The organism is Marinobacter lipolyticus, from assembly GCF_018424605.1.
Lineage (GTDB): Bacteria > Pseudomonadota > Gammaproteobacteria > Pseudomonadales > Oleiphilaceae > Marinobacter > Marinobacter lipolyticus_B.
On sequence record NZ_QTKT01000010.1, the window covers coordinates 16,594 to 38,726 of the forward strand.

At 56.5% G+C, this 22,133-nt stretch carries 22 protein-coding genes; 9 read left to right on the top strand and 13 right to left on the bottom strand.

Annotation, left to right across the window (positions count from 1 at the left end; genetic code table 11):
* Positions 1-39 precede the first annotated feature (39 nt).
* Together egtD and egtB are read right to left on the bottom strand one after the other, a co-directional pair.
* Positions 40-1,008 carry an L-histidine N(alpha)-methyltransferase gene (gene egtD / locus DYI22_RS13535; protein WP_213478627.1) on the bottom strand — a complete coding sequence of 323 codons (969 nt, stop codon included), beginning with the start codon at positions 1,006-1,008 and terminating at the stop codon, positions 40-42.
* 3 nt (positions 1,009-1,011) lie between these two features.
* Positions 1,012-2,340 carry an ergothioneine biosynthesis protein EgtB gene (gene egtB, locus DYI22_RS13540; protein ID WP_228301033.1) on the bottom strand — a complete coding sequence of 443 codons (1,329 nt, stop codon included), beginning with the start codon at positions 2,338-2,340 and terminating at the stop codon, positions 1,012-1,014.
* Between the two features lie 229 nt (positions 2,341-2,569).
* Here egtB and chaB point away from each other — a divergent pair, with 229 nt between their 5' ends.
* The 3 genes from chaB to DYI22_RS13555 all read left to right on the top strand — a co-directional run bounded on the left by chaB (position 2,570) and on the right by DYI22_RS13555 (position 5,531).
* Positions 2,570-2,800, top strand: coding sequence for a putative cation transport regulator ChaB (chaB, locus tag DYI22_RS13545; RefSeq protein ID WP_213478628.1), 231 nt, complete (start codon positions 2,570-2,572; stop codon positions 2,798-2,800).
* Positions 2,801-3,213: 413 nt separating this feature from the next.
* A complete protein-coding gene (locus tag DYI22_RS13550; RefSeq protein ID WP_213478629.1) occupies positions 3,214-3,726 on the top strand; it encodes a hemerythrin domain-containing protein in 513 nt (170 codons plus the stop codon).
* Positions 3,727-4,109: 383 nt separating this feature from the next.
* Positions 4,110-5,531 (top strand): sigma-54 dependent transcriptional regulator, encoded by a 1,422-nt coding sequence (locus tag DYI22_RS13555; RefSeq protein ID WP_213478630.1) that lies wholly within the window; start codon positions 4,110-4,112, stop codon positions 5,529-5,531.
* 11 nt (positions 5,532-5,542) lie between these two features.
* On the opposite strand, the gene DYI22_RS13560 is transcribed toward DYI22_RS13555, so the two are convergent.
* The 8 genes from DYI22_RS13560 to DYI22_RS13600 form a co-directional block, all read right to left on the bottom strand.
* Complete coding sequence (locus DYI22_RS13560) at positions 5,543-6,511, bottom strand: Ku protein (protein WP_213478631.1); 969 nt, start codon at positions 6,509-6,511, stop codon at positions 5,543-5,545.
* The gene (locus DYI22_RS13565) at positions 6,504-7,289 is read right to left on the bottom strand and encodes a Ku protein (RefSeq protein WP_213478632.1); all 786 of its coding nucleotides are present in this window, start codon (positions 7,287-7,289) and stop codon (positions 6,504-6,506) included. The genes DYI22_RS13560 and DYI22_RS13565 overlap by 8 nt, the downstream gene beginning before the upstream one ends.
* Positions 7,289-7,528 (bottom strand): hypothetical protein, encoded by a 240-nt coding sequence (locus tag DYI22_RS13570; RefSeq protein ID WP_213478633.1) that lies wholly within the window; start codon positions 7,526-7,528, stop codon positions 7,289-7,291. Before DYI22_RS13570 ends, DYI22_RS13565 begins: the two co-directional genes overlap by 1 nt.
* The gene (ligD, locus tag DYI22_RS13575) at positions 7,525-9,966 is read right to left on the bottom strand and encodes a DNA ligase D (protein WP_213478634.1); all 2,442 of its coding nucleotides are present in this window, start codon (positions 9,964-9,966) and stop codon (positions 7,525-7,527) included. The genes DYI22_RS13570 and ligD overlap by 4 nt, the downstream gene beginning before the upstream one ends.
* Before the next feature lie 5 nt (positions 9,967-9,971).
* Positions 9,972-10,589 (bottom strand): superoxide dismutase family protein, encoded by a 618-nt coding sequence (locus DYI22_RS13580; RefSeq protein ID WP_213478635.1) that lies wholly within the window; start codon positions 10,587-10,589, stop codon positions 9,972-9,974.
* Positions 10,590-10,621: 32 nt separating this feature from the next.
* Positions 10,622-11,170 carry a superoxide dismutase [Cu-Zn] SodC gene (gene sodC / locus DYI22_RS13585; protein ID WP_323132917.1) on the bottom strand — a complete coding sequence of 183 codons (549 nt, stop codon included), beginning with the start codon at positions 11,168-11,170 and terminating at the stop codon, positions 10,622-10,624.
* An 80-nt stretch (positions 11,171-11,250) separates the two neighbouring features.
* Complete coding sequence (locus DYI22_RS13590) at positions 11,251-11,697, bottom strand: DUF892 family protein (RefSeq protein ID WP_213478637.1); 447 nt, start codon at positions 11,695-11,697, stop codon at positions 11,251-11,253.
* Between the two features lie 420 nt (positions 11,698-12,117).
* Positions 12,118-12,549 (bottom strand): CBS domain-containing protein, encoded by a 432-nt coding sequence (locus tag DYI22_RS13600; protein ID WP_213478639.1) that lies wholly within the window; start codon positions 12,547-12,549, stop codon positions 12,118-12,120.
* Positions 12,550-13,144: 595 nt separating this feature from the next.
* On the opposite strand from DYI22_RS13600, the gene DYI22_RS13605 reads away from it, so the two are divergent.
* The 4 genes from DYI22_RS13605 to DYI22_RS13620 all read left to right on the top strand — a co-directional run bounded on the left by DYI22_RS13605 (position 13,145) and on the right by DYI22_RS13620 (position 18,353).
* Positions 13,145-13,939 (top strand): Crp/Fnr family transcriptional regulator, encoded by a 795-nt coding sequence (locus tag DYI22_RS13605; protein WP_213478640.1) that lies wholly within the window; start codon positions 13,145-13,147, stop codon positions 13,937-13,939.
* A 379-nt stretch (positions 13,940-14,318) separates the two neighbouring features.
* A complete protein-coding gene (locus DYI22_RS13610; RefSeq protein WP_228301034.1) occupies positions 14,319-15,563 on the top strand; it encodes a putative bifunctional diguanylate cyclase/phosphodiesterase in 1,245 nt (414 codons plus the stop codon).
* Between the two features lie 73 nt (positions 15,564-15,636).
* Positions 15,637-16,743 carry a hypothetical protein gene (locus tag DYI22_RS13615; RefSeq protein ID WP_228301035.1) on the top strand — a complete coding sequence of 369 codons (1,107 nt, stop codon included), beginning with the start codon at positions 15,637-15,639 and terminating at the stop codon, positions 16,741-16,743.
* Between the two features lie 35 nt (positions 16,744-16,778).
* The gene (locus DYI22_RS13620; RefSeq protein ID WP_213478642.1) at positions 16,779-18,353 is read left to right on the top strand and encodes a PQQ-dependent sugar dehydrogenase; all 1,575 of its coding nucleotides are present in this window, start codon (positions 16,779-16,781) and stop codon (positions 18,351-18,353) included.
* Positions 18,354-18,385: 32 nt separating this feature from the next.
* On the opposite strand, the gene DYI22_RS13625 is transcribed toward DYI22_RS13620, so the two are convergent.
* From DYI22_RS13625 to DYI22_RS13635, 3 genes are all read right to left on the bottom strand, one after another.
* Positions 18,386-18,832, bottom strand: coding sequence for a host attachment protein (locus DYI22_RS13625; RefSeq protein WP_213478643.1), 447 nt, complete (start codon positions 18,830-18,832; stop codon positions 18,386-18,388).
* Between the two features lie 166 nt (positions 18,833-18,998).
* Positions 18,999-19,439, bottom strand: coding sequence for a hypothetical protein (locus tag DYI22_RS13630; RefSeq protein ID WP_323132918.1), 441 nt, complete (start codon positions 19,437-19,439; stop codon positions 18,999-19,001).
* A gap of 66 nt (positions 19,440-19,505) precedes the next feature.
* On the bottom strand, positions 19,506-20,564 hold the full coding sequence (locus DYI22_RS13635; RefSeq protein ID WP_213478644.1) for a PA0069 family radical SAM protein: 1,059 nt from the start codon (positions 20,562-20,564) through the stop codon (positions 19,506-19,508).
* A gap of 183 nt (positions 20,565-20,747) precedes the next feature.
* Between DYI22_RS13635 and DYI22_RS13640 the strand changes: the two genes are divergently transcribed.
* On the top strand, positions 20,748-21,341 hold the full coding sequence (locus tag DYI22_RS13640) for a LemA family protein (protein ID WP_228301042.1): 594 nt from the start codon (positions 20,748-20,750) through the stop codon (positions 21,339-21,341).
* On the top strand, positions 21,341-22,087 hold the full coding sequence (locus DYI22_RS13645; protein WP_213478646.1) for a TPM domain-containing protein: 747 nt from the start codon (positions 21,341-21,343) through the stop codon (positions 22,085-22,087). The genes DYI22_RS13640 and DYI22_RS13645 overlap by 1 nt, the downstream gene beginning before the upstream one ends.
* Positions 22,088-22,133: the final 46 nt, after the last annotated feature.

Consider the following 22,133-nt stretch of genomic DNA (forward strand, 5'->3'; position numbering starts at 1 on the left):
GTCTCCGAAAGTTGTCAGAACCCGCCGGCGCGCTTACGGTCAGCCCTGATGCTCCAGGTAGTGCACGCTGAAATAACCGCAGCCATCGGTCCACACTTTTCGGCATGTAAAACCGGAGCGTTGGGCCAGCGTCTGGAACCCTTCAATGGAATACTTGTACGAATTCTCGGTGTGAATGCTTTCTCCTTCCCGGAACTGGAAGGTTTCACCGGCAATGGCCACAACCTGTTCCACGGTGCTCACCAGGTGCATCTCGATACGGCTGTGTTTCTCATTGAAGAAAGCACGATGGAAAAATCGCCCGGAATCAAGCTGGGCGTCCAGCTCGGTTTCAAGCCGCGTCAGTAAATTAAGGTTGAACAGCGCGGTTATGCCAGCCGCATCATTGTAGGCAGCTTCCAGAGTGGAGGGATCTTTGATCAGATCGACGCCGATTAGGAGGGCGCTACCCGGAGGCAATGCATGATAGATCCCCGCAAGGAACGCGCTGGCCTCGGCTGGAGTGAAGTTACCGATACTGGAACCGGGAAAAAAGGCAACAATCCGCCCATCTGTAAGCTCAACGGGAAACGGGATCCGTTTGCTGAAATCCGCGCAGATTGCGTGCACGTTCAGCCAGGGGTAGTCGGTGGCCAGCTTGCTGGTACTCTCAATCAGGAAATCCCGGGAAATATCCACCCCGAGATAATTACTGATGCTCATTTGCTCCAGTAACAGGCGGATCTTGCGGCTGGCCCCACTGCCAATATCTATAAGGGAGAGTTGCTCCCCGGCAAGTTCCCCGATTTCATCCACCACGGAGGCCAAAATAGCTTCCTCGGTACGGCTGAGGTAGTACTCCGGCTGCCGGCAGATTTCTTCAAATAAAACGGATCCGTATTGATCGTAGAGGTACTTGGGCGAAGAGACTTTAGGCCGGCCGCGAAGCCCCTTCAGAATGTCCTCCCGCATCGACAATGAATAAGCCTCAGTGGGTTCATGGTCGTAGAAATGAACGGCGGTTGTCATGGTTCAGTCCTCCCTGGCTAAACGAAAACCGGAAAATGCCCAACGTGCGTGGGGCGGGTAAAAGTTGCGGTAACTGGCGCGAATATGAGAGGCGGGAGTGGCACAACAGCCGCCGCGCAACACCATCTGACCTGACATGAACTTGCCGTTATACTCTCCCAGGCTGCCCCCGAGGGGCTTGAAACCGGGATAGGGGCGGTAGGCGCTTCCCGTCCACTCCCAAACGTCACCGAACAGCTGCACCGGCCCGGGCTCCTCGTTGGCGGGAGGCAAGGGCTGGAGTTGGTCGTTTTCCAGGAAGTTACCCGTAAGGGGACTTTCAGTGGCGGCTACTTCCCATTCGGTTTCGGTGGGCAGGCGAGCGCCCGCCCACCTGGCATAAGCGTCGGCTTCATAAAAGCTCACATGGCATACCGGGGCAGCCGGGTTGACGGTCTGGCGCCCCGCCAGCGTGCGGTATAACCATTTTGAACCTGATCGTTCCCAATAAAGCGGAGCGGCCCAGCCATTGTTCTGTGCTGTGCTCCAGCCATCAGAAAGCCAAAGCTCTACGCGCTCATAGCCACCATCATCGATAAAATCCATGAACTCACGATTGCTGACTGGTCGGCTGCCAAGCCAGAACGCAGAGACATACTGCTGATGCCGGGGGCTTTCATTATCAAAAGCGAAATCGGCAGCTTTTCCGCTGTGGCCGACTGGTTTCATGCCGTCGGCATAGCCGATCCATTCGAGGCCGGTAGGCTCGGTAATCCGGGGCTGCGCGACATCGCTTCGATAAACAGGCGCCAGCGGGTTCGAAGCGAGTATGTGTTTGATATCCATCAGGAGTAATTCCTGATGTTGTTGTTCATGGTGCAGCCCCAGTTTCAGGCGAGACAGTATCTCGTCCGATGCCCCTCCCCCGTTGGGGGAAAGTAGTGAATCCAGTAGCAAATGTTCCATCGCTGCATCCACGTGGTGGCGGTAAGCATAAACCTCCGCCACCGTCGGACGGGACAGCCACCCGCGGGCCGGACGAGGGTAAGGGGAGCCGTGGGTTTCGTAATAAGAATTGAATAGGTGGTCATACACCGCGTTAAATGGCTCGTAGCCAGGTAAGAAAGGCCGAAGCAGAAATGTCTCGAAAAACCAGGTAACGTGCGCCAGGTGCCACTTGGGTGGGCTTACATCATCCATAGTCTGAACCACGTAATCCTCATTAGCGAGAGGTGCGCAGATCGCTTCGGTTGCCGCACGAATCGCCCGGTAGCTTCGCACGGGCACAAGATCGGGTATGGGAAAATCGGAATGGACTTCGGGTGAATTTAACTCTGCTTGAGGCAGTGACATGGTGACCCTCCTTGTTGGTCAGCACCCCTTTCTCTTTACGTTGAGAACGGCGTCATGTGTTTCAGTAAAGAGCAGTACCGAATTTGCGTCAAACTGAATTTTTAGCAATGAGCATGCCGCTATTGTCACTCACCAGCATTCAGAGAGTTGGTGGTTCTATAAAGTTGGGTAACGTTCGGCCGTGCCGCAACTGCTAAAGTTAAGAACGGGCACATAAAGGAGATGAACGATGCCTTACGAAAAGAACTCGGATTTGCCTGACAACGTGCGTGGGAACCTGCCGTCCCATGCCCAGGAAATTTACCGCAAAGCTTTCAATTCGGCGTGGGACGAGTACAAAGACCCGAACGACCGCCGCGGAGATTCCGGCCGCGAGGAAACCGCGCACAAGGTGGCCTGGTCTGCAGTGAAGAACGAGTACCATAAAGAAGGCGATACATGGGTGAGGGACAAGTCCTGAAGTTAGCTGGAACGGGGGTGTATCGCCTTCGAAAAATTTACACAAGGCCCTTGGCTAAAGCTTTGCTACGGGAATAATGACGTAAACCCGCCAGAGAGACAAAAAAAGAGCAAGACCGTAGCCTTGCTCAAGAAGAGACACTCGATACAAACCACCGGTGATGAGCCGGTAACTCCAGGGCAGCAGATTCTGTGCCAGTAACGTCTTGTCCAGCCTGAAACTGCGATGCAAACGGCACATGGGCCAGCACGTCACGATCGTTGAAAACGAAACCCGGAAAACTTTCCCGAAAACTGGTAAAAATTGCCGAATCGTTTGTGGCGGTTGCGCCCAGGATTCAACCAGACGTCGTTTTCACCTTGGCCTGATGTTTGCCTCGCCTGTAGCAAAGTCAACTGTCAGGAGAGTTTGAAATGCGCCATCTCGTTTCCGCCTCGAGTCCCCATTTTCGTCAGGCTGAGGATGGAGGCTCTCATGCTCCGATCGGCCTGATCAGGGCGGAACACGAAGCCATACTGGAATGCTTTAATCGGATTGGAGCAGAAGCACAGACAGAAGAAGAGGCTGTGTCGTTAATCCAGCGACTATGCGACCAGTTTACGCTCTACCTGTCCCTCAAGGAGGAGGTTGTCCTTCCTGCATTACGTAACCTGCCACCTGAAGCTAGCCTTAGCACGCAGATTGACGAAGCTGTTGTCGAGCACTTCTGCCTCAAGATCCTGCTTGAAACCCTGGATGGGCAAGGCTTTGATGACGAACTGTTCCACGCAAAAATTTCTGTCTTGCAGCGACATTTTATCCGGCACGTCGCGTTGGAGCAGAGATTTCTGTTCCCGCTTATCTCCCACGCTCCCCTTGATCTTGAATTCAAAATGCTGGAACACAAAGAAAAGCTCCGAAAAGAAGACCGAAGGGATCAGTACTAATTGAAAAATAGGAGAAGGAATTAGCTCATTACTCATACATCTAATAAACATGCATTAGCATATGTTTAGTTGTATCGAATAGACTCACTGAGTAAATCTGGGTTTGCTGTAACCTTTTGTTATTGCAGAAAGATTGTCAGTTTCACTTAATGATAAATTTTCGTAATTAATGGGTGTGATGAGAGTTTTTTATTCGAATGCACGGGATATCAATTACCTGCCGACGTTACCTCCGAAACCGCATCTCATTTTAGTAATGTATTAAAATATGATGGTTGCGTTCCCGTACGGTGAAATTATATTTGAGAAGCGGTAGTGCATAGTCCCGGGCCAGGGTCTCGGGTCGTTATCATCCTATGACGCAATTAAACAAGGAGCTCGTTATGACAGTTGCTGATTCGACCGAGTTATCTATGCCGGTAGAGGAGAGCGTCTGCGATCGCCTGTTAATCGTCAGCTACAGCGAGGAGGGGCGTTCGTTGGCAGAAATATTGGCGCCTGCTCCGATTGAAATAACGTACACGGAAGTGGCGAGTGACGCACAGCTGACTATCAGTCATTCCTCGCCTTCTTGGCTATTGTTATATCTGGACACAGAGGCGATCGGGCCTCTCGAAGTCATAAAGGCGGCAGTTAATCATGGTGCAACGGTCATTGTTATCGGCCCCGGTACGTCCACTAAAATGGCGCGACAGTGTCTTAACAGAGGAGCGAGCCAGTATCTCGCCAGCCCGGTTTCAGTGAAACGCTTATTCAGTGCATTGAACATTCCGCTCTCTGAAGAGATGAGCGAGTTCAACAGCTGCGGAGCAGAAACCAGAATGAGCGGTGTAACGTTCGGTTCCCGATTCAGCGCATCGAACAGAATGCAGCAGGTAGAGCGGGAGATTGAGCGGGTAGCGCCTACCTCGGCTACGGTTTTCATTCAGGGAGAAAGCGGGACAGGGAAAGAAATAGTGGCTCGAACGATCCACCAGCGAAGTAGCCGCCGGCATAAGCCTTTTATCCCCGTCAACTGTGGCGCCATCTCTCCTCAACTCATTGAAAGTGAACTGTTCGGGCATGAGAAGGGGAGTTTCACCGGGGCAGTGAGAGAGCATCGTGGTGTCTTTGAGCGCGCGAACGGAGGCACTCTTTTCCTTGACGAGATTACCGAAATGCCCATAGAGCTGCAGGTGAGGCTACTACGCGTACTGGAAACCCACCGGTTTAACCGAGTAGGGAGCGACCGGGAACTAGAAACCGACATCCGCGTGCTGGCAGCGACCAACTGCTGTCCTGATGTGGAGGTGCGGGAAGGTCGCTTCCGCGCGGATCTGCTCTATCGGTTGCAGGTTTTTCCCATCCTATTACCGCCGCTGCGGGACCGGCGCGAGGACATTACCTCGCTGGCGGAGGGTTTTCTTACAGAGCTTAATGAACGCGAAGGCTGCCAGAAGCGACTCACTGAGGAAGCATGCGCGATACTGAACGAATACCTCTGGCCGGGGAATCTCAGAGAGCTCAGGAATGTGATCCAGAGAGCCTTTATCATGGCGGACCGCACGATCGGGCGCCAGGAACTCCCTCGCGAAATCGTGAACCCTCCGATGTCAGATGACCTGGCGAGAGGGCCATGCCTGAAAGTGAGTGTGGGATCGTCGATCGCTGACGTGGAGAGAAAGCTGATTTTTGCGACTCTCGAGGAATGCAAAGGCCGAAAAGAGAAAGCGGCTAATATTCTGGGGGTGAGCATGAAAACGCTCTATAACCGCTTGAGGGATTATCACGCTGCGGGAAGGGAGACGGCTGCGGATCGGCTGTAGACTTACTGTTATCAGGCCCTTCGCCCCTCCTCGCCATTCTTGCGCAGCGCCGAGATAAGTTCGTTCTTATTCATTTTGCTGCGCCCATGGATGTGGAGCTGACGGGCCTTCTCATAAAGTTCGTCGCGGCTGAGGCTGGCGCTGTTGTCATTGCGCGGCTCCCGGGCTTGCTTAACGTGTTTCCCCTGCAGGCGTTCCTTGAGTATCTGAATGAGGTCGACCACCTCGCCGTCCTGGACGTCGGCTTCGTCCGGCTCGTCAAGGATATCGGATTCAGTGGCAAGCTTTTCATCAACCATTTCCAGCACCCTGGCGGACTGAACATCAGCGAGCAGGCCCGGATCGAAGGTCTTTGACGAGTTTTTTTGAATTGCCTGTTTGAGTATGCGGGTGAGTTTTTTTTCAGCTTTTTCCTGCTCCGGAAGCCCAACCTGCTCGGGGGTGCGGATTTCGTCATAAAACCGAAGGGTTTCGGCCCGCAGGATGCCTCGCTCCGACATGATAGCAATAATGTACTCCTTATCTCGCATGACAAACGTCGCAATGCCCACTCTCTGCTCTTCTTCCATGCTTCTTGCCAGCAGCCGGTACGCCTTGGTGGAGGCGGTGTCGGGCGCGAGAAAGTAACCCCGCTCGAAGAAGACAGGGTTCACCTCATTTTGTGGTACGAAGCGCCTGAGATCGATTTCGCGGGTTTTCTCAGGTGCCAGTGCCTCCAGTTCTTCGTCTTCCACGAGTACGAAACGGCCGTTCTCTATCGGATAACCCCGTACAATTTCCTCTTGCTCGAGCGGCCGGTTTTCTTTTTCGCAGTAGTAGCGCCGGCGTAGCGGATTGCCCTGTTCGTCAACCATGCTGAGTGAAACACTTTTCCCGCGGTTCGCGGGGAACAGGCTCACCGGGAGGCTCACTAGCCCAAACGCAATAATGCCCGACCAGAATGGTCGGGGCGGAGGAGCACTTTCGGATTCTTCAGCCATGTCTTTTCTCCTTTTTCAGCCCCTTAAGGCTGGCTTCGAGAGCGGTTGACACGTCGTCCGACGTTTTTCTCTGTTTGGGTTTGGGGCGACTGATGCGCTTGCCTTTCTGCTTTTTCTCGATCAGTTCCAGAACTCGTTCACGGTATTCATCCCGGTATTCTTTGGGATCAAAGTGTGCTTCCAGCATGCTGATCAGTTGCCGGGCCATGCTCAGTTCCCGGGTGTCCAGAGGTTTGCCCCGGGGAGCCCGGAGCTCTTCCACCGATACGACCTGAGACTGGTAACGCAGCGACATCAGCATGGGGTAGCCCTGGTACAGTCTCAGGGCGCCATAATATTCCTTGTTCCGCATTACCCACCGCACCAATCCTTCACGCTTTGTACTCGCCAGGGCCTCGGTGAGTGCCATGTAACGCTCGGCGGCGCCGTCCGGACCCAGGAAATAGGGCCGGTCGTACCAGCGGTGATCAATGGATTCATACGGCAAGAAGCTCAATAGCGATATGGTTCGGGATTTTTCCGGCCGGGGCGTTTCAAGTTCGTCGTTGCTGAACATGACCCGGGCACCTTCATCGGTCTGGTAGGCACGGCGGGTTTCAGAGAAAGGAATGATTTTCCCGGATTCCGGGTTCACCAGGGCCTGACGTACCGGCTGACTGTCCCGGCTATGCAGCAGCCGGAAACGTACGTTGCGGTCTTCGACCGCGGAATAAAGCTTGACGGGTATGTCAATCGCTTCAAGCGTGAGGATGCCTTTCCAGATTGCTCGGGCGGCCATCACCGGTTCCCCGCGTTGCACTCGGAAAAGTAGGCTTCTGCGCAGCCAGGGCATAGAACCGGGCCCTGGCGATCGTCATAGCGGGCACATATGGCACAGACGGTCTGGTCGCATACGGCGCAGAAGGCCAGTGCCTCCAGGTGAGTCGCCACCTCGCAGGCGACACAAACGTCGCTGCCTCCGGTCAGCCACCACTGACGGTCGCTGCCCGGCGATTCACCCATGGATTTGATCTTCATGTGGATTCTCCTACTTTCAGCCGGTTCAGCACCGCCTGGGTGATGGTGCGGCGCGCTTCTTCATAGCCTTCCCAAGGATCCGCTTTGAGCGCGCTGAGTCTGCGGCGAATATTATCCACGGTGTAGCGGTTAGCAGATGCGCGGTTGTTGAGCTCCTCCCAGCGTATGGGGGTAGCTATCCCCGCGTTGCCGCGGGCACGAGTAGAGTAGCGGGCAATGCTGGTACTGCCCCTTCCGTTACGCAGGTAGTCGATAAACACTTTGCCTTTGCGCTTCGCCTTGGCCATGTTAGTGGTCAGTTTTTTTGGTTCATCACGGGCGTGGGCTTTAGAGATAACCTTGGTTAGCGCCTTGGCTTCGTCCCAACCGGGGCCGGGCCTGATCGGGACGACGAGGTGCAAGCCTTTGCCGCCGGTGGCCTGCAGGAAACTGTTCAGGCCCAGGGAGTCCAGTCGTGCGCGCAGTTCTTTGGCTACTTCGGCTATTGCTTTCCACGGCAGCTCCGGGTCGGGGTCCAGGTCGAAAACAAGGGTGTCAGGCCTTTCCAGGTCATCAAGCCTGCAACCCCAGGGGTGAAGCTCCAGCACGCCGAACTGTACCAGCCATACAAGGTCACTGACCGAATCTACATACACATAATCGGACGTGCCCCCGCGCTTTTCGGGAACCTTTACTCTCGGCACCTGGACAGCAAAATGTTGATCCGGGTGTTTCTGAAAGAAACATTCGCCAGAAAGCCCCCCGGGACACCGAAGGAGGGACAGTGGCCGCCGCCTCAGGTATGGAAGCATCCAGTCTGCGACGTCTCTGTAATACTGAGCTATCTCGAGCTTCGTGAGGTTTGTTTCCGGAAAAAGCACGCGTTCAGGGTGGGTTATTGGCACATTTGAGATAATGTTTCTGCCGTCAGGCTGTTTGTCGTGGTCGTCAGCCATCATCTGGACCTCGTCTGCGGCCTTGTCCTCTCTCACACCCCTGAACACGGGGTGACGCAACACGCCGCTGCTGGTGCGTTCCGAATACTCCACGTCAACGACGATCTCTGGCCGAACCCAGCAGGCGTCCCGGGCGTCGGGTAGCTTTGCCGAGAAGGGCCTATCGGGGGTTCTCAGCTTACTCATTTGCTGCTGGAGGTTCCGCAGTTGGCGACCCGTGAATCCGGCGCCTACCCGGCCTGTGTATAACAGTTCCTCCCCCTGGAAGGCCCCTAGCAACAATGAGCCGAATCCCGGGCGTCGGTCGGAAGGAAGGTAGCCACCGATCACAAATTCCGCCTGTCGCATACACTTGGTTTTCAGCCAATGGCTGTGCCGGCCGGACCTGTAGGGCGCGTCGATCCGTTTCGACACCATGCCCTCCAGACCAAGCTGGCATACCTCCTCAAAGAACCCGACGCCGTGCCCCTGAATGTGATCCGAATAGCGAACCCGGCCATCCTCTGCCGAGGGCAGAAGCTCTTTCAGTATCCTCTTGCGTTCAAGCAGCGGTACGTCCACAAGGCTGTGATCGTTCAGAAACAGAAGATCAAACGCCTGATACGCAAGGTTGGCCTGTATCGGCTTGTTACTGCCAAGGCATTGCTGAAGTCGGCGAAAACTCGTCGATCCATCGGCCCGTGGCACGACCAGTTCACCGTCGATAACGGCGTTTTCTACATTCAGTTGTTCCAGCGCCGTGCGTATGGCAGGGAGCCGACGTGTCCAGTCCTTACCATTGCGGGTAAGCAGGGTTACCGAGTGTTTGTCCAGCCTGGCGATAAGCCGATAGCCATCAAACTTGAGTTCATGAATCCATTGGTCGCCTTCCGGTGGCTTCCTTGTCAGGGTCGCAAGTTGAACGGTTAGATTCTGCGGTAGTGTTGCGCGTTCGCCGGCGTTGGGCTGCCCCGCAATCTGCTCCATGGTACGACCGGATTTAACGCTCAGATCGTCAGGGGGCAGGGCGGGACCGCGCTTGTGCTGGTCGCTGCGCTTGATCAGCAGCCAGTTATTCTTTTTCGCTGTTGCCGCACTTTTTCTGAGGTGGGTTCGCACCAGGGTCCAATGCCCCTTAAGCTTCTCGCCATTCAGGCAGAAGTCGATCCGGTCCGGCGTCGGTTTCTGCCTGGGTTCCCACGTGCCGCAATCCCATACCATGACAGTTCCGCCACCATACTCCTCTTTGGGGATCACACCCTCGAAGTCCCCATAATCGAGCGGGTGGTCCTCGACCTCAACGGCCAGGCGCTTTTCCCCCGGTTTGAGACTGGGGCCCTTGGGTACCGCCCAACTGCGCAACACGCCTTCCCATTCCAGCCGCAGGTCGAAATGGTCGTGACTGGCGGCATGCTTATGCATTACATATCGCCCGGATTCACGGTTTTCGGCGGTGCGGCCGGCCGGTTCGGGGGAGCGGGAAAAGTTCCGCTTTTTACGATAGTTCACCAGCTTGTCTGGCATAGGCGTCAGTCTTCTGCGATACCACAAGCGATGGCACGTCCAGTGCCCCCGGTAGAATCGGGCTCGTCTGAGTAGTTGTCGCGCTTGCTATGAAGAACCAGCGCCCGGTTCTGGAAATCTCGGGTGGTGACCCGAGGGGCATAAAGAGCGGTTTCGGCTGTACCTGAGTCATCCACAAACACATTCGGCAAATCACCGCGGTGCCCGTGACCCCAAGGCCCTCCGTGGTTTCCTTTAATGCCAGGATCCCAGTGTTCACCTGCTTCCTCGGCAGGTTCAACGCTAGATCCGGCAGCTCTGCCGGACTCCTCAGTCGCGCCCGCTTCGCAACTGTCACCTTCGTGGATATGCAAACCATGCATGCCGGGGGTCAGGCCTTCAAGAGCGGGTTCAATAACCACACCCGTGGCACGCTGGGATACCCGAATCACTCCGATAACCTCACGTTCTTCGGAGCCGGCAGCTTTCATCTCGATGCGAAGAGCGGTTTCGCCTGTTATTGCCACCGGGCTCCCGGTCCCTTCTCTTTCGCCATAGGCGAGGGTGGCAGCAGATCCTAGCGCCAGCACGAGGTATAAAACAGCGGAGCGATTTAAATGTCTGACGATTGGCTCGTGCTGCATGCGTTTCTCCTCTATAAACGGGCGGTGGAAAATCACTCCACCTGAACAACACCGCAAGCGACGCGTTCACCGCCGCCGCCCAGAGGTTCAGGGGTGTCTGAATAACTGTCTCCGCCGTGATGAATGACAAGAGAGCGCCCGGCAAAGTCAGCAAACTCAAGGTTTGGTGCTAGCTCTGGCTGACTTGCTTCTCCCTGCTGGTTAAAAAAGAGTGCGGGCAGGTCGCCGAGGTGGCCGTCGGTTTCAAACGGGCCTCGATGCGCTTCGGTCTTATCGGGGTCATAATGGCCGCCCGCCGCCGCTGCCGCGACCTGAGCGCCGTCCTGACTGGCAGGACGGCAGTCCGGGTTTTCATGGAGATGAAAACCGTGTAACCCTGGCGAAAGTCCTTTCAGGTCAGGGATGAGCAATACGCCATATTGATGCTCTTTGACGGTGATCGTACCAATCGCACTTCCGGTCCCTTCTGCACTGACTTCGTGTATGTCTACGTCAACCGTTTCGTCCGCTTTCGTCCACTGAGCGGTAACGAGCAGTGCGATAACCGCTGGGATCGCGTAGGCGCCGGTGATAGTTCTCACGTTCTCTTCCTCGCTTCGCTCGAACGTGTTTATCAGACAGGGAGGCATGCCATTCCCTCGCAACGGGTCTGAACAAGACGTCAGGTCTTCTGTTCGATTGTCGTTACGATCCAGGCCCGGTGTCGCCGCTCATCCTCAAGCCCTTTGGTGAGTATGGTGTGGATGTGATCAGGAAATGCCTCCTCAACCATACTCTCGTACTTGCTGTTGGTCTGATCTTCGTTAGTTTTCATGGCCTTGAGGATGGCCTCATCCCCGGCCAGGTCCGCGAGCTGAACTTTGCCCTTGGTGAGAATTTTCTTGAAATCTCCACTGTCTGGCGGAGTGCCGCCTTCCTGGCGAATGACCTCACTCAGATCGCTGATATGACGTTCATGGTCTTTCATGAACTCCGTCAACCTGCTTTTGAAAGTCGTGTTATCCAGTCGCTGTATGGCCTCCTGATAGGCCGCGACAGCATCGTAATCCAGTTCGACTACGTCGGATAACTTATTGATGATCGAATCTTTGTTCAAAATCTCGCTCATGAGGAATCTCCATTTCTTCCGTCTACTGTTTCGTTTACTCAATCGCCTATGCGGCGATGTCCCGACATAGCTCGGCGCATTCCTTACACGCACGTGCGCAGTCCTGACAGTGGGTATGATCATGCTTGCCGCATTCGTCTCCGCATGCCTGGCAAACCTCTGCGCAGGCACGGGCCATAGTGCTCAAACATTCGCTTTCACGGGCCAGCGCACCTGCGGTCAGCCGACAGACATTGGCGCAGTCAACGTCCAGCCGGATACAGCGGACCATCTCTTTGACATTGTCCTCTTCCAGGCAGGCGACCGAGCAGTAATCGCACGTAGCCGCGCAGCGACTGCAGGCTGCAATGCAAGCGTTAAGAACGTCTTTGTCTACCATGATGAATCTCCTTTTTAACTAGCTGGGGCTGCTCTGAGTGGTCAGTGGCCACGCGGCCTTTCAGAGGTGACGCCCTTGAGGATCTCGCCGACGGTCTCCTTGTTCAGGTGTTGCGCCATATCGCCGATGCTGACAACGCCAACCAGCCGTTTGTTGTCCCCCACCACGGGCAGGCGACGCACCTTCAGTTCGCTCATATTGCGCGCTACCTGATCCACATCCTGATCAGCCTCGCAGTAATATAAGGCGTCGTCGCTCAAGACCTCGTCCACCGTTGTGCTGGCCATGTCTTTACCCTTGGCGACGGCCCGCGCTGCGATGTCGCGGTCGGTCAGCGTGCCCTTGAGTTCGTCGTTGGCTCCAATCAACAAAAAGCCAACGTTTTCTTCAGCCATGATGGCTGCTGCATCCTTAAGCAAAGTTGACGGGCTCACGGTTTCTGCGTTCGGGTTCATTACGTCTTTAACATTCATTGTTTGACTCCTTTGTCTCGGTACCTTGGGCGTAACTTCCGGGTATCCCGGTTCTGAATCCCATAAAGGAAGAATGCGAAGAGCACGCCAATATTGGCCGAGCCATCAGTTTTTTTACCGAAATAGGATTCGAGAGAAGCTGAGCAGGGAGAAATGGGCGAGCGTTCGCTCCCAAACTGCGATCGGAGAGCGTGACCTCACGTTCGTTTCGCGAATGGCATGGGCACCTATGTGCCCATATTTACAGGTGACTTGTAATATTTTCTGTCTAGAAACATTCAACCGATGTGTATCGAAAAAGATACGCCCATAATGACGGCACTTATATATAGCCTTATAAAATATAAGGGCAGGCGGACCCTTATTTTTGTGATATTAAAAAAAGATAAATAAAACAGAGTGATAGGTTTATAAAACGAAGATTTACTATCCTTCATACCTTATTGTTCAAGTAAGCGTGGTACTGCTCAGTACAGTGCTCTATTCTGGTATTGGTCCCGTTTCTTTGTGTGGTGCCCTCCTTCCCTCTGGCAACATTTTGGGTGCTGCTTCCGGGACACCTTTTTCGTTAAGAGCCGCTGATGAGGATTGCTGAATGGCCAGGGAGCTGATTAATGCACTTGCTGGGAATGTGGAATGCGTAACAGAGTTGTCAGAAGCGGAACAGCTGATACTGAGTGAAATTGAACCACAACGGATTCATTGTGATAAAGGTTCTGTGGTGTTCCGGGAAGGTGAGCCGGCCCACTCTTTTTTGCTAGTCGAGCATGGTATCTGTTTTAACCACCGCCACCTCGAGGACGGAAGCAGGCAGATCATCGATCTGTATTTTCCGGGCGAGATGGTTGCCCTCGGGGAATTATCCAGTGCCTATCACTCTTCTGGGTTAACAGCTTTTTCGGACGCGGTTATTCTCGGGTACGACAAAGCTGAAATAAAAGAACGCTTTTCACGTTCGCCCTCGCTTTCGCGCCTCTTTATCGAGTTGATGTCTCAGGAACAGGCAAATCTGACAGAGCGCCTTGTGGGAGTTTCCCGCCATTGCGCACGGCAACGAGTGGCGCATTTCCTACTTGAGGTACATTTCCGGTCATCTCGAGCGATGAATTTCAATTCCCGCGTTCCGCGCCCATCTATCTTCGAGATTGGACAACCCGAAAGCGGTCGAAGTGCCCTGGTCTCCATTCCGCAGGTGCTGATAGCCGATGCGCTGGGTCTGAGTGTGGTACATGTTAACCGTGTTCTCCGCCAGTTCCGGCAGGAGGCTCTGACACAAACTCAATGCCATGGGATTGAAATTCTGGATCTCGAGGGGCTGAAAAGTGTGGCAGGCTGGCTTAGTGCTGAACCCCGGATTGCCCCGGCGCAGATGCCGCAAATAAGTAAATAGGTGTACGAAAGCTATAGTAAAAATCGCGGACTTTTCCGAGGGTGTAAGCATCATGGTGTTGGAACAAAGGTCGTCAGACGCAGAAAGTCATGTGCATGAATCTTGCAGTTATTCCTGAGTAGTTAATGATGAACGGAAGGGAGAACTCAGATGCAACCAGGGCATGATGGAGAGACAGGTTTGCAACCGCTCCATGAAATCCTGAGGCGAGGGCGGGAAGCGATTTTGCAGCGGTGGGAGAGCCTGAACCGTCGCACACTGGCCGTGGCATGGGCTTTAACAAGTGAGCAACTTCGAAACAACGTCCCGGATATCCTGAATGAGCTCGCCGATCAATATGAAGGCAGCCTGAACACCTCCCGCTACGAACCGTACCCTGTTGCATGAGCAAGTGGCCCATGAAGTCGCTCACGCGCAACGAAATCATAGTACTTTGGCTTTGCTATACCTGGATCTGGATCTCTTCAAGAGGGTCAATGACATGCACGGTCATGGGGCTGGCGATGACCTCTTGAAGCAGGTAGCCAACAGACTCAAGAACTGCGTGCGGCGGACGGATACAGTGAGCCGGCTGGGTGGCGATGAGTTCGCCATTCTACTGACTGATTTTGATCGGCCAGCCTTTGCAGGGGAGGTCGCAGAAAAAATTGCACACCGACTGAGTGAACCGTTTCTCCTGAATGAAGTAGAAGTCAATATCTCAACCAGTGTAGGGATAAGCATCTTTCCTGACGACGGGCATGACGCAGGCACCCTGCTACTGCATGCGGATACAGCGATGTACCATGCGAAGGCATTGGGAAGAGGACGAACCCAGTTCTTTGCGCAGGAGATGAACCAGCGAACAGCCGAACGCCATGCACTGGAGCAGGATCTTAAGGCAGCGATTGCAAAGGGGCAGCTGTCGCTGTATTTCCAGCCGCAGCTCGAAACGAATTCCGCTGAGATGATCGGGGCGGAAGTTCTATTGCGTTGGCACCACCCACAACAGGGGCTTGTATCCCCGGCCAGGTTTATCCCGATAGCCGAGGAAAGCGGCCATTTAATGGTTTCCCTGGGGAACTGGGTGCTAGAAAACGTTTGTAAGCAAGCCAGGGTGTGGTTAGATGCAGGGTATTCTATCCCGCGGCTATCGGTGAATGTCTCGGCAGTCCAGTTTCGTGATGACCAGTTTCTGCAGCAATTGGAGAGCCTACTGCATAACTGCCACTTGCGCCCGCATATACTACAACTAGAACTCACGGAGTCCATCATTATGAGCGAGGTGGAAGGGGCAACTGATCGGGTCCGCACGCTTAAAGATATGGGTGTTTGCATTGCCATTGATGACTTCGGAACGGGGTACTCCTCCCTCAGTTATCTGAAAGATCTTCCAGTTGATGAGCTCAAGATCGACCAGAGCTTCGTTCACAACATTCAGTCTGACAGGGACAGTGCTGCCATTGTCGAAGCGGTCATTCGCATGGGCGAAAGCTTGAAACTGAGAGTGATCGCCGAAGGGGTCGAGAATGGTGAATCTTTTGCATTCCTCGCCCAGAATGGCTGTGAAGGGCTGCAGGGATATCACTTCAGCAAACCCATTCCCGCGGCGGCTTTCGAGCGCCAGTATCTAATTAATTTCTAGTCGGTCTTTCCGGACGGTTACATAACCGGCGTTTCGTTCTATGCTGGGTAACACCGCAACCGGAGACCGAAGTTTGCGTAGATCATACATGATTTTATGCCTGGCGTTGGCCTTGGCGTTGGGCATCAGCGCGGCATCACGACCGATGGCCGTGGAAGAACGGCTGATTTCCATCCAGGCCCGCGAGCTGCTGCCGGGCTTTGCTGACCTCCGTAACGAACCAGTGGAGATGCAGGCCGCAATCATTGATCTGGGGAATGACCCGCTGGTATTGCTGAAGGCGCAGGCGGCCATGCTGAGCTATCCTGCTATGGCACGCCGGATTTTTCCACTGTATGCGGCGGAACCGGAATTCCGCGAGGTTCTGCGTCGTTACGGCGAACATGCCTTGCCACCCCTCGACTACTTTCTGCGTGAACCGGTCAATTCCATCGAGTGGATGAGTCAGTTGCGCCATCAGTATCAACGTGCCAGGGCGTTCCTCTCGGATGCTGAAGGTGAGAGTGATCAGCTAATGCAGGAGAGTGCAGCGACTGGTGCGGCGTTAACCCCCCAGGAGCGGGGCTGGTATGCGGTGAATTTTATCAGCGCCGAAGGCCACGATTTTCTCGGCCAGTTTGTGGTGGACAGTCAGGGGAAAAGCCAGTGGGTGCAGACGGAGCGTGTACTGGAAGAGCTGACAGCTTTCTTTACCGGCGGTGTGCGACAGCTGGAAACCAGTTACCGGACCGGTGAGGGGGTTACCGCCAGCGACATTGGCTGGGCCTCCGTGGACGTTCTCGTTTTTGCCAGTGCGGTGAAAGTGCTCAGGGCCGGCCGAACGGCCGCCGTCGCCACCCGCAGCGCCAGCCTGTCGACCCGCTCTGCCACCCTGGCGGCCAGGCTGGCCGGGGGCGGCAGGTTGATTCTGGGCAGTGCCAGATATGCCAAATGGCCACTTGTTATTGGCGCGGGTTATCTGGTGATCCGACATCCGGCTATCATTACCGATGTGTTTGCGGGAATCGCGGACATCCTGGGGCTTACGCCCTGGGTTGTCCAGGTTGTCGGCTGGTCGCTGATTCTGGCACCGTTACTCTGGATCGCAAGCTGGTTGCTGGTGCCGGCGATCATGGCACTCCGGGGGATGCTGACGGTATTGCTTGCGCTGGCCGGCCGGCGCTCCCGGGCCGATTATTAATGCACTCGACAATGGCAGCAGGGAGAAAAGGGCAAATGGAGAACCATGTGGGCTGGCGGCGAATCACGGTAGGCTTTCTGCTGGCTCTGGCATTTGGTGTTGCTGCCGGTAGCCTGGTGCAAACCCAGTTCAATCTGCTGGCGTTGCAACGCCTTGGCATCGACATCAGTCTTGGCGCCCGGCTGACAACCAGCGTTGAGGACCTGACCAATTTCGCCCCCCTCTACGGCGTGGTGTTTGGCGCCAGCTTTCTGATCTCGCAATGTGTCGCCGCTTTCCTGGTTCGCCGATTCGCGCTGGCCCGACGATCACCGTTTCTTGCGTTGGGTGGCGCCGTGGGTCTCTGGGTAACGTTCCAGCTGGTGGATGCGCTGGCACCGATGCCGACCTTGATTGCCGCCACTCGCGGTCTCACCGGTTTGTTGGCATTGCTGGCCACCGCCGCAATGGCCGGCTGGTTGTTCGGCGCCTTGACCAGACCGCGGCGCGGGCACGCCGGTGTCAGTGTCCTGGGGGCGGTGATGATACTGTGTGGCGGCATGCTTCCGCCCGACACGGCGTTGGCGGAGCAGGCGGTTGAGTATCGTGTCGAAGTGTTCACTACGGGTCTGGAACACCCGTGGTCCCTGGCTTTTCTGCCTGACGGTCGCGCCCTGGTTACTGAGCGGTCGGGCCGCCTGCGACTGATCAGCGCCAGTGGAGAGCTGGGCGCCGAACCCCTGGCGGGTGTGCCCGAGGTGTATGCGTCGGGGCAGGCGGGGTTGTTCGATGTGCTTATCGCAGAGGATTTCAGGCAGAGCCGGCTGGTGTACCTGGCTTATGCCTGCGGCACGGAAGACGCAAATCACACCTGTCTGGCGCGGGGCCGGCTCGGGCAGGGTGGTCTGTTGGAGGTCGAGGAGCTGTTCCGGGCCCAGCCGGCGAAAGAGGGCAACGCGCACTACGGGGGGCGCATGACGTGGCTACCGGACGGCACTCTGGCGCTGAGCCTGGGAGACGGTTTTGATTATCGGGAAGAAGCCCAGAAACTGAGCAGTCATATCGGCACCCTGGTGCGTCTGAATCCCGACGGGTCGGCACCGCAGGACAACCCCTTCGTGGGCCGGCCCGATGCACTGCCGGAGATATACAGTTACGGTCATCGCAACGTGCAGGGGCTGGTGTTCGACCGGGAACACGGGCGGCTGATTGCCCATGAGCACGGCCCCAGGGGCGGTGATGAAATCAATATCATCGAGCCGGGCAGGAATTATGGCTGGCCCGTGGTCACCCAGGGGCTCGATTACACCGGTGCACGGGTATCACCCTACACCGAGTATATCGGCATGGCCTCGCCAGCACTGCACTGGACGCCCTCCATTGCCCCCTCGGGGCTGGCGTTGTACTCAGGAGACCTGTTTCCGGCATGGCGGGGCGACCTGCTGGTGGGTGCACTGGCGTCGAAAAGTGTCCACAGGGTGGTGCTGGCGGACGACGGCGCGGTGGATATGCAGACGTTGTTCACCGAACTTGACGAGCGTATCCGCGATGTGGTCACCGGCCCCGAGGGGGCTATCTATCTGCTGACAGACAGCCCCCGGGGCCGCATCTTGCGGGTCATGCCGCGGTAAGCTCCGCTGAAGTCCGCCAGTTGGCCGTTGTATTACGTCAGCCGGTCGGCCATGCGGCCGTAGAGTTCGTCCGGAGAGAGGCTGGTCAGGTCTTTATCGATTTCCTTGCTGATGACCGAGCGTAGAGGCGGCTTCATATCTTCACGCAGCCGGCCCAGCAAACGTGGGGGCGCCGCAAGCCACACGGTTTCAATCTCACCGCCGGTACGGGCGGCCTCGAGACGTTTGACAATGGCTTTGCTGAAGCGCTCGAGCTGGACATCTTCCGGGTCTGTTGACGGTTCCATGGTGCCTTGCGCCATGCCATCGGAGGACTGATGCTCTCCGCGATCATCCCGGGTCAGGTCGCCGCGGTGCATGCGGCCCTCGGGGTTGATGTCGGCGTCCAGTTCGGTGAGCGATCGGTCTGTGGGATCGAGATCAAAGTAACGGGCTTTGCTGGCGTCGGCTACGACAATGCGGGTTTTCGGGGTTGCCATAAGAGCTGCCTCCTGCAAATGAAGTGAAGGGCCTGTGTTGCCGCTATTGCTCTTGCATTAACGCTACTGCTCTTCCATTAACATAGTTGAAGCGCCGGCCCCTTGGAAGCCCCCGGGGAGCCGGATGGACGGATGGCAATGGGCGTCGGCTCGCCGGGGCGGGCGGTCAGTCAGGCGGTCGTGACGAGCGCGACAGGGTCGGGCGGCATCCGCTGGCGCGCAGGATGTTGTCGCGGATGTTGAGGTACCAGCGCTCGCCCGCCGCGCTGAACTGATCTTCCTCCACGATCAGAGTGTTGCTGTGAGGGGTGTCCTGTTGCAGGGTTCCGTCCTGGTGGCGGTAGACGCACTGCACTCCCAGCGTCACCCGTTCACCCGCCGGCACCTCGACGAAACCGTCCCCACGCACCGCTGGCGTCCGGTCGTCGATCGATACAACCCGCAGGCAGGGGCCGTAATGAACCCGCTTCAGGTCCTCAGCATAGTCGCTCAGGCAGGTTTCCCCTTGTACAAACACCACGTCCCGGGCGCGCCCTTCCTGTGCGGACGGTAATGACTGGCAGCCGAGCATCAGCAGGCATACGAAAAGCATCAGGAGTTGCTGCACGCCGGTTCACCTTGGTCATCTTGCTGTGGGGTTTACTATCGCCGCTGGCGGTTATGACTGGCAATGTCAGAGAAGGTTCATCTGTTCGCCAGAGGGGCGTCGAAACAGATCGGTGCGCAGGGGTTCTGCCTCATGCCGGCCAAGTCCCAGAGCCCGCGCTTTGCGGTTGAAACGCTGACGAATAAGGTCGGCGTAGGGGCCGGTACCGGTCATGCGTTCGCCGAAACGGCTGTCATAGGCTTTGCCACCTCGTAGGTCCCGGATCCGGTTCAGCACATGGGTGGCGCGCTGGGGGAAATGCCTTTCGAGCCAGTCCTGGAACAGTTCGTCCAGTTCCAGCGGCAGTCTCAGCATGATCCAGCTGGCCCGCTCAGCGCCGGCGTTGGCGGCCGCGTCCAGAATGCTCTCGAGTTCCTGGTCGTTGATGAAGGGGATTACTGGCCCAAGGATGATGCCGGTGGGAATGCCGGCCCCCGCTAGCTCACGAATCATCCTCAGACGAGTTGCCGGAGCCGCGGTTCGAGGTTCCATGGTTCGCTTCAGTCTGTTGTCGAGGGTGGTCAGGCTGACCCTGACCGAGCAGAGCCCCTGTGCCGCCAGATCCGAAAGCAGGTCCAGGTCCCGCAGTATCAGTGCGCCCTTGGTGATGATGGACACCGGATGCTGATAATCCCTCAGGACTTCAAGCAATTCCCGGGTAATGCGCCGGTGTTTCTCGATGGGCTGATAGGCATCGGTATTCACCCCCAAAGCGATAGGCTGTGGCCGGTAGCCCGGTCGATCCAGCTCCTTGCGCAATTGCGCGGCGGCCCCCGGTTTGGCGATCAGCCGGGTTTCAAAGTCCAGTCCGGGGGACATATCCCAATAGGCGTGGGTTGGTCGCGCAAAACAGTAAATACACGCGTGCTCGCACCCCCGGTAAGGGTTGATGGACCGGTCAAAAGGCACGTCCGGAGAGCTGTTGCGGCTGATGATGGTACGGACCTGCTCATCGGTGACTTCGGTGGCCAGGGAATCGGGGTTCAGTTCATCATCGGGATCGCAATACCAGTCGTCTGCTTCCCGATCCGTGACAATGGTGCGGAACCGGTTGTGGGGATTCAGTGCTGTGCCGCGGGTTTTCATGGGCTCTCTCGATACTGTTCAAATATACAGTATTCGTTATGCTACGCCTTGCAAAAGAGCCTGTCGACCCCATAAACGCAGCAATTGTGTTAACGTTTCGGCGTTAACCTCCTGTGGTTTCCCAGGCTGGCCCACACATACTCAAGGAACGGACACACCATGGTGAACAATTCTGCTTTGCCGATGCGCCGCACCGGTTTGCGGCTCTCGCTTCTCACATTACTGGCCCTTTTACTGACCGGATGCGGAATCAACAACATTCCGACCTACGACGAACAGGTTAAAGCCGCCTGGGCGCAGGTGGAAAACCAGTACCAGCGGCGGGCCGATCTTGTGCCCAACCTGGTGGAAACGGTCAAAGGGTTTGCCACTCAGGAGCGCGAGACGCTGACCGCAGTCATGGAAGCCCGCTCCCGGGCCACCTCGATTCAGGTGGACGAAAGCATCCTCAATGACCCCCAACGCCTGCAGCAGTTCCAGCAGGCCCAGGGCGAACTGAGCAGCGCTCTCAGTCGTCTGATGGCGGTGTCTGAGCGTTATCCGGATCTGAAATCCAGCCAGAATTTTCTTGCCCTGCAATCCCAGCTGGAAGGTACGGAAAACCGTATTGCGGTGGCCCGGCGGGACTTTATCCAGGCAGTGGAACGCTACAACACCGAGATTCGCACCTTCCCCGGCCGGCTCTGGCACAGCTTCCTCTACAGCGATCTGGAGGTGCGAGCGAACTTTGAGGCAACGGCACCGGACGCTGAGCAAGCGCCTCAGGTGGAATTCTGATGGTTTCAGGCCGTTATCGTTTATCGGGGCTCGTATTGCTGGCGGTGTTGACGGCGTCGCAGGCCCTGGCGCAGTCCGGCCCCGAGTTTCCGGAGTTGACCGGGCGTGTGGTCGACAATGCCGATATGTTGCCCGGTAAGGCAGAAGCAAGGCTGGCAGGCTTGTTGGAAGCCCATGAGCAGGCAACGAATGAGCAGGTGGTGGTGGTGACCCTGCCTAACCTGCAGGGCTACCCGATCGAGGAATATGGCTACCAGCTCGGTCGCCATTGGGGCATCGGGCAAAAAGGCGAGGACAATGGCGCGCTGCTGATTGTGGCTGAGGAAGAGCGCAGAATCCGCATTGAAGTGGGCTACGGACTGGAAGGCCGACTGACCGACGCCGCTTCCGCCACCATCATCAACCAGGTTATTACGCCGGCCTTCAGGGCAGGGGACATGCCCTCGGGTATCGTCAATGGTGCCGAAGCGATGCTTCAGGTGCTTGGCGGCCAGCCTCTGGCAGTGCCGGAGACCCGCTCGCGCCGCGGCGAAGAAAAGCCCCATCCGGCACTGGGCATTCTGTTCCTGATTATCGTGATGCTTTCATTCTTCGGAGGTATGCGGGGTGGCCGTGGTCGCACCGCGCTGCTCGGCGGCCTTGCCGCTGGCGCCATGATGGGTGGCCGCGGCGGCGGTTTTGGCGGTGGCGGCTTTGGCGGCGGAGGCGGCGGCTTCGGCGGAGGCGGCGCTTCAGGTGGCTGGTGAGCCAACGTGCAGACGCCCCGGGCATTACGGGTTCCCTGGAACATAA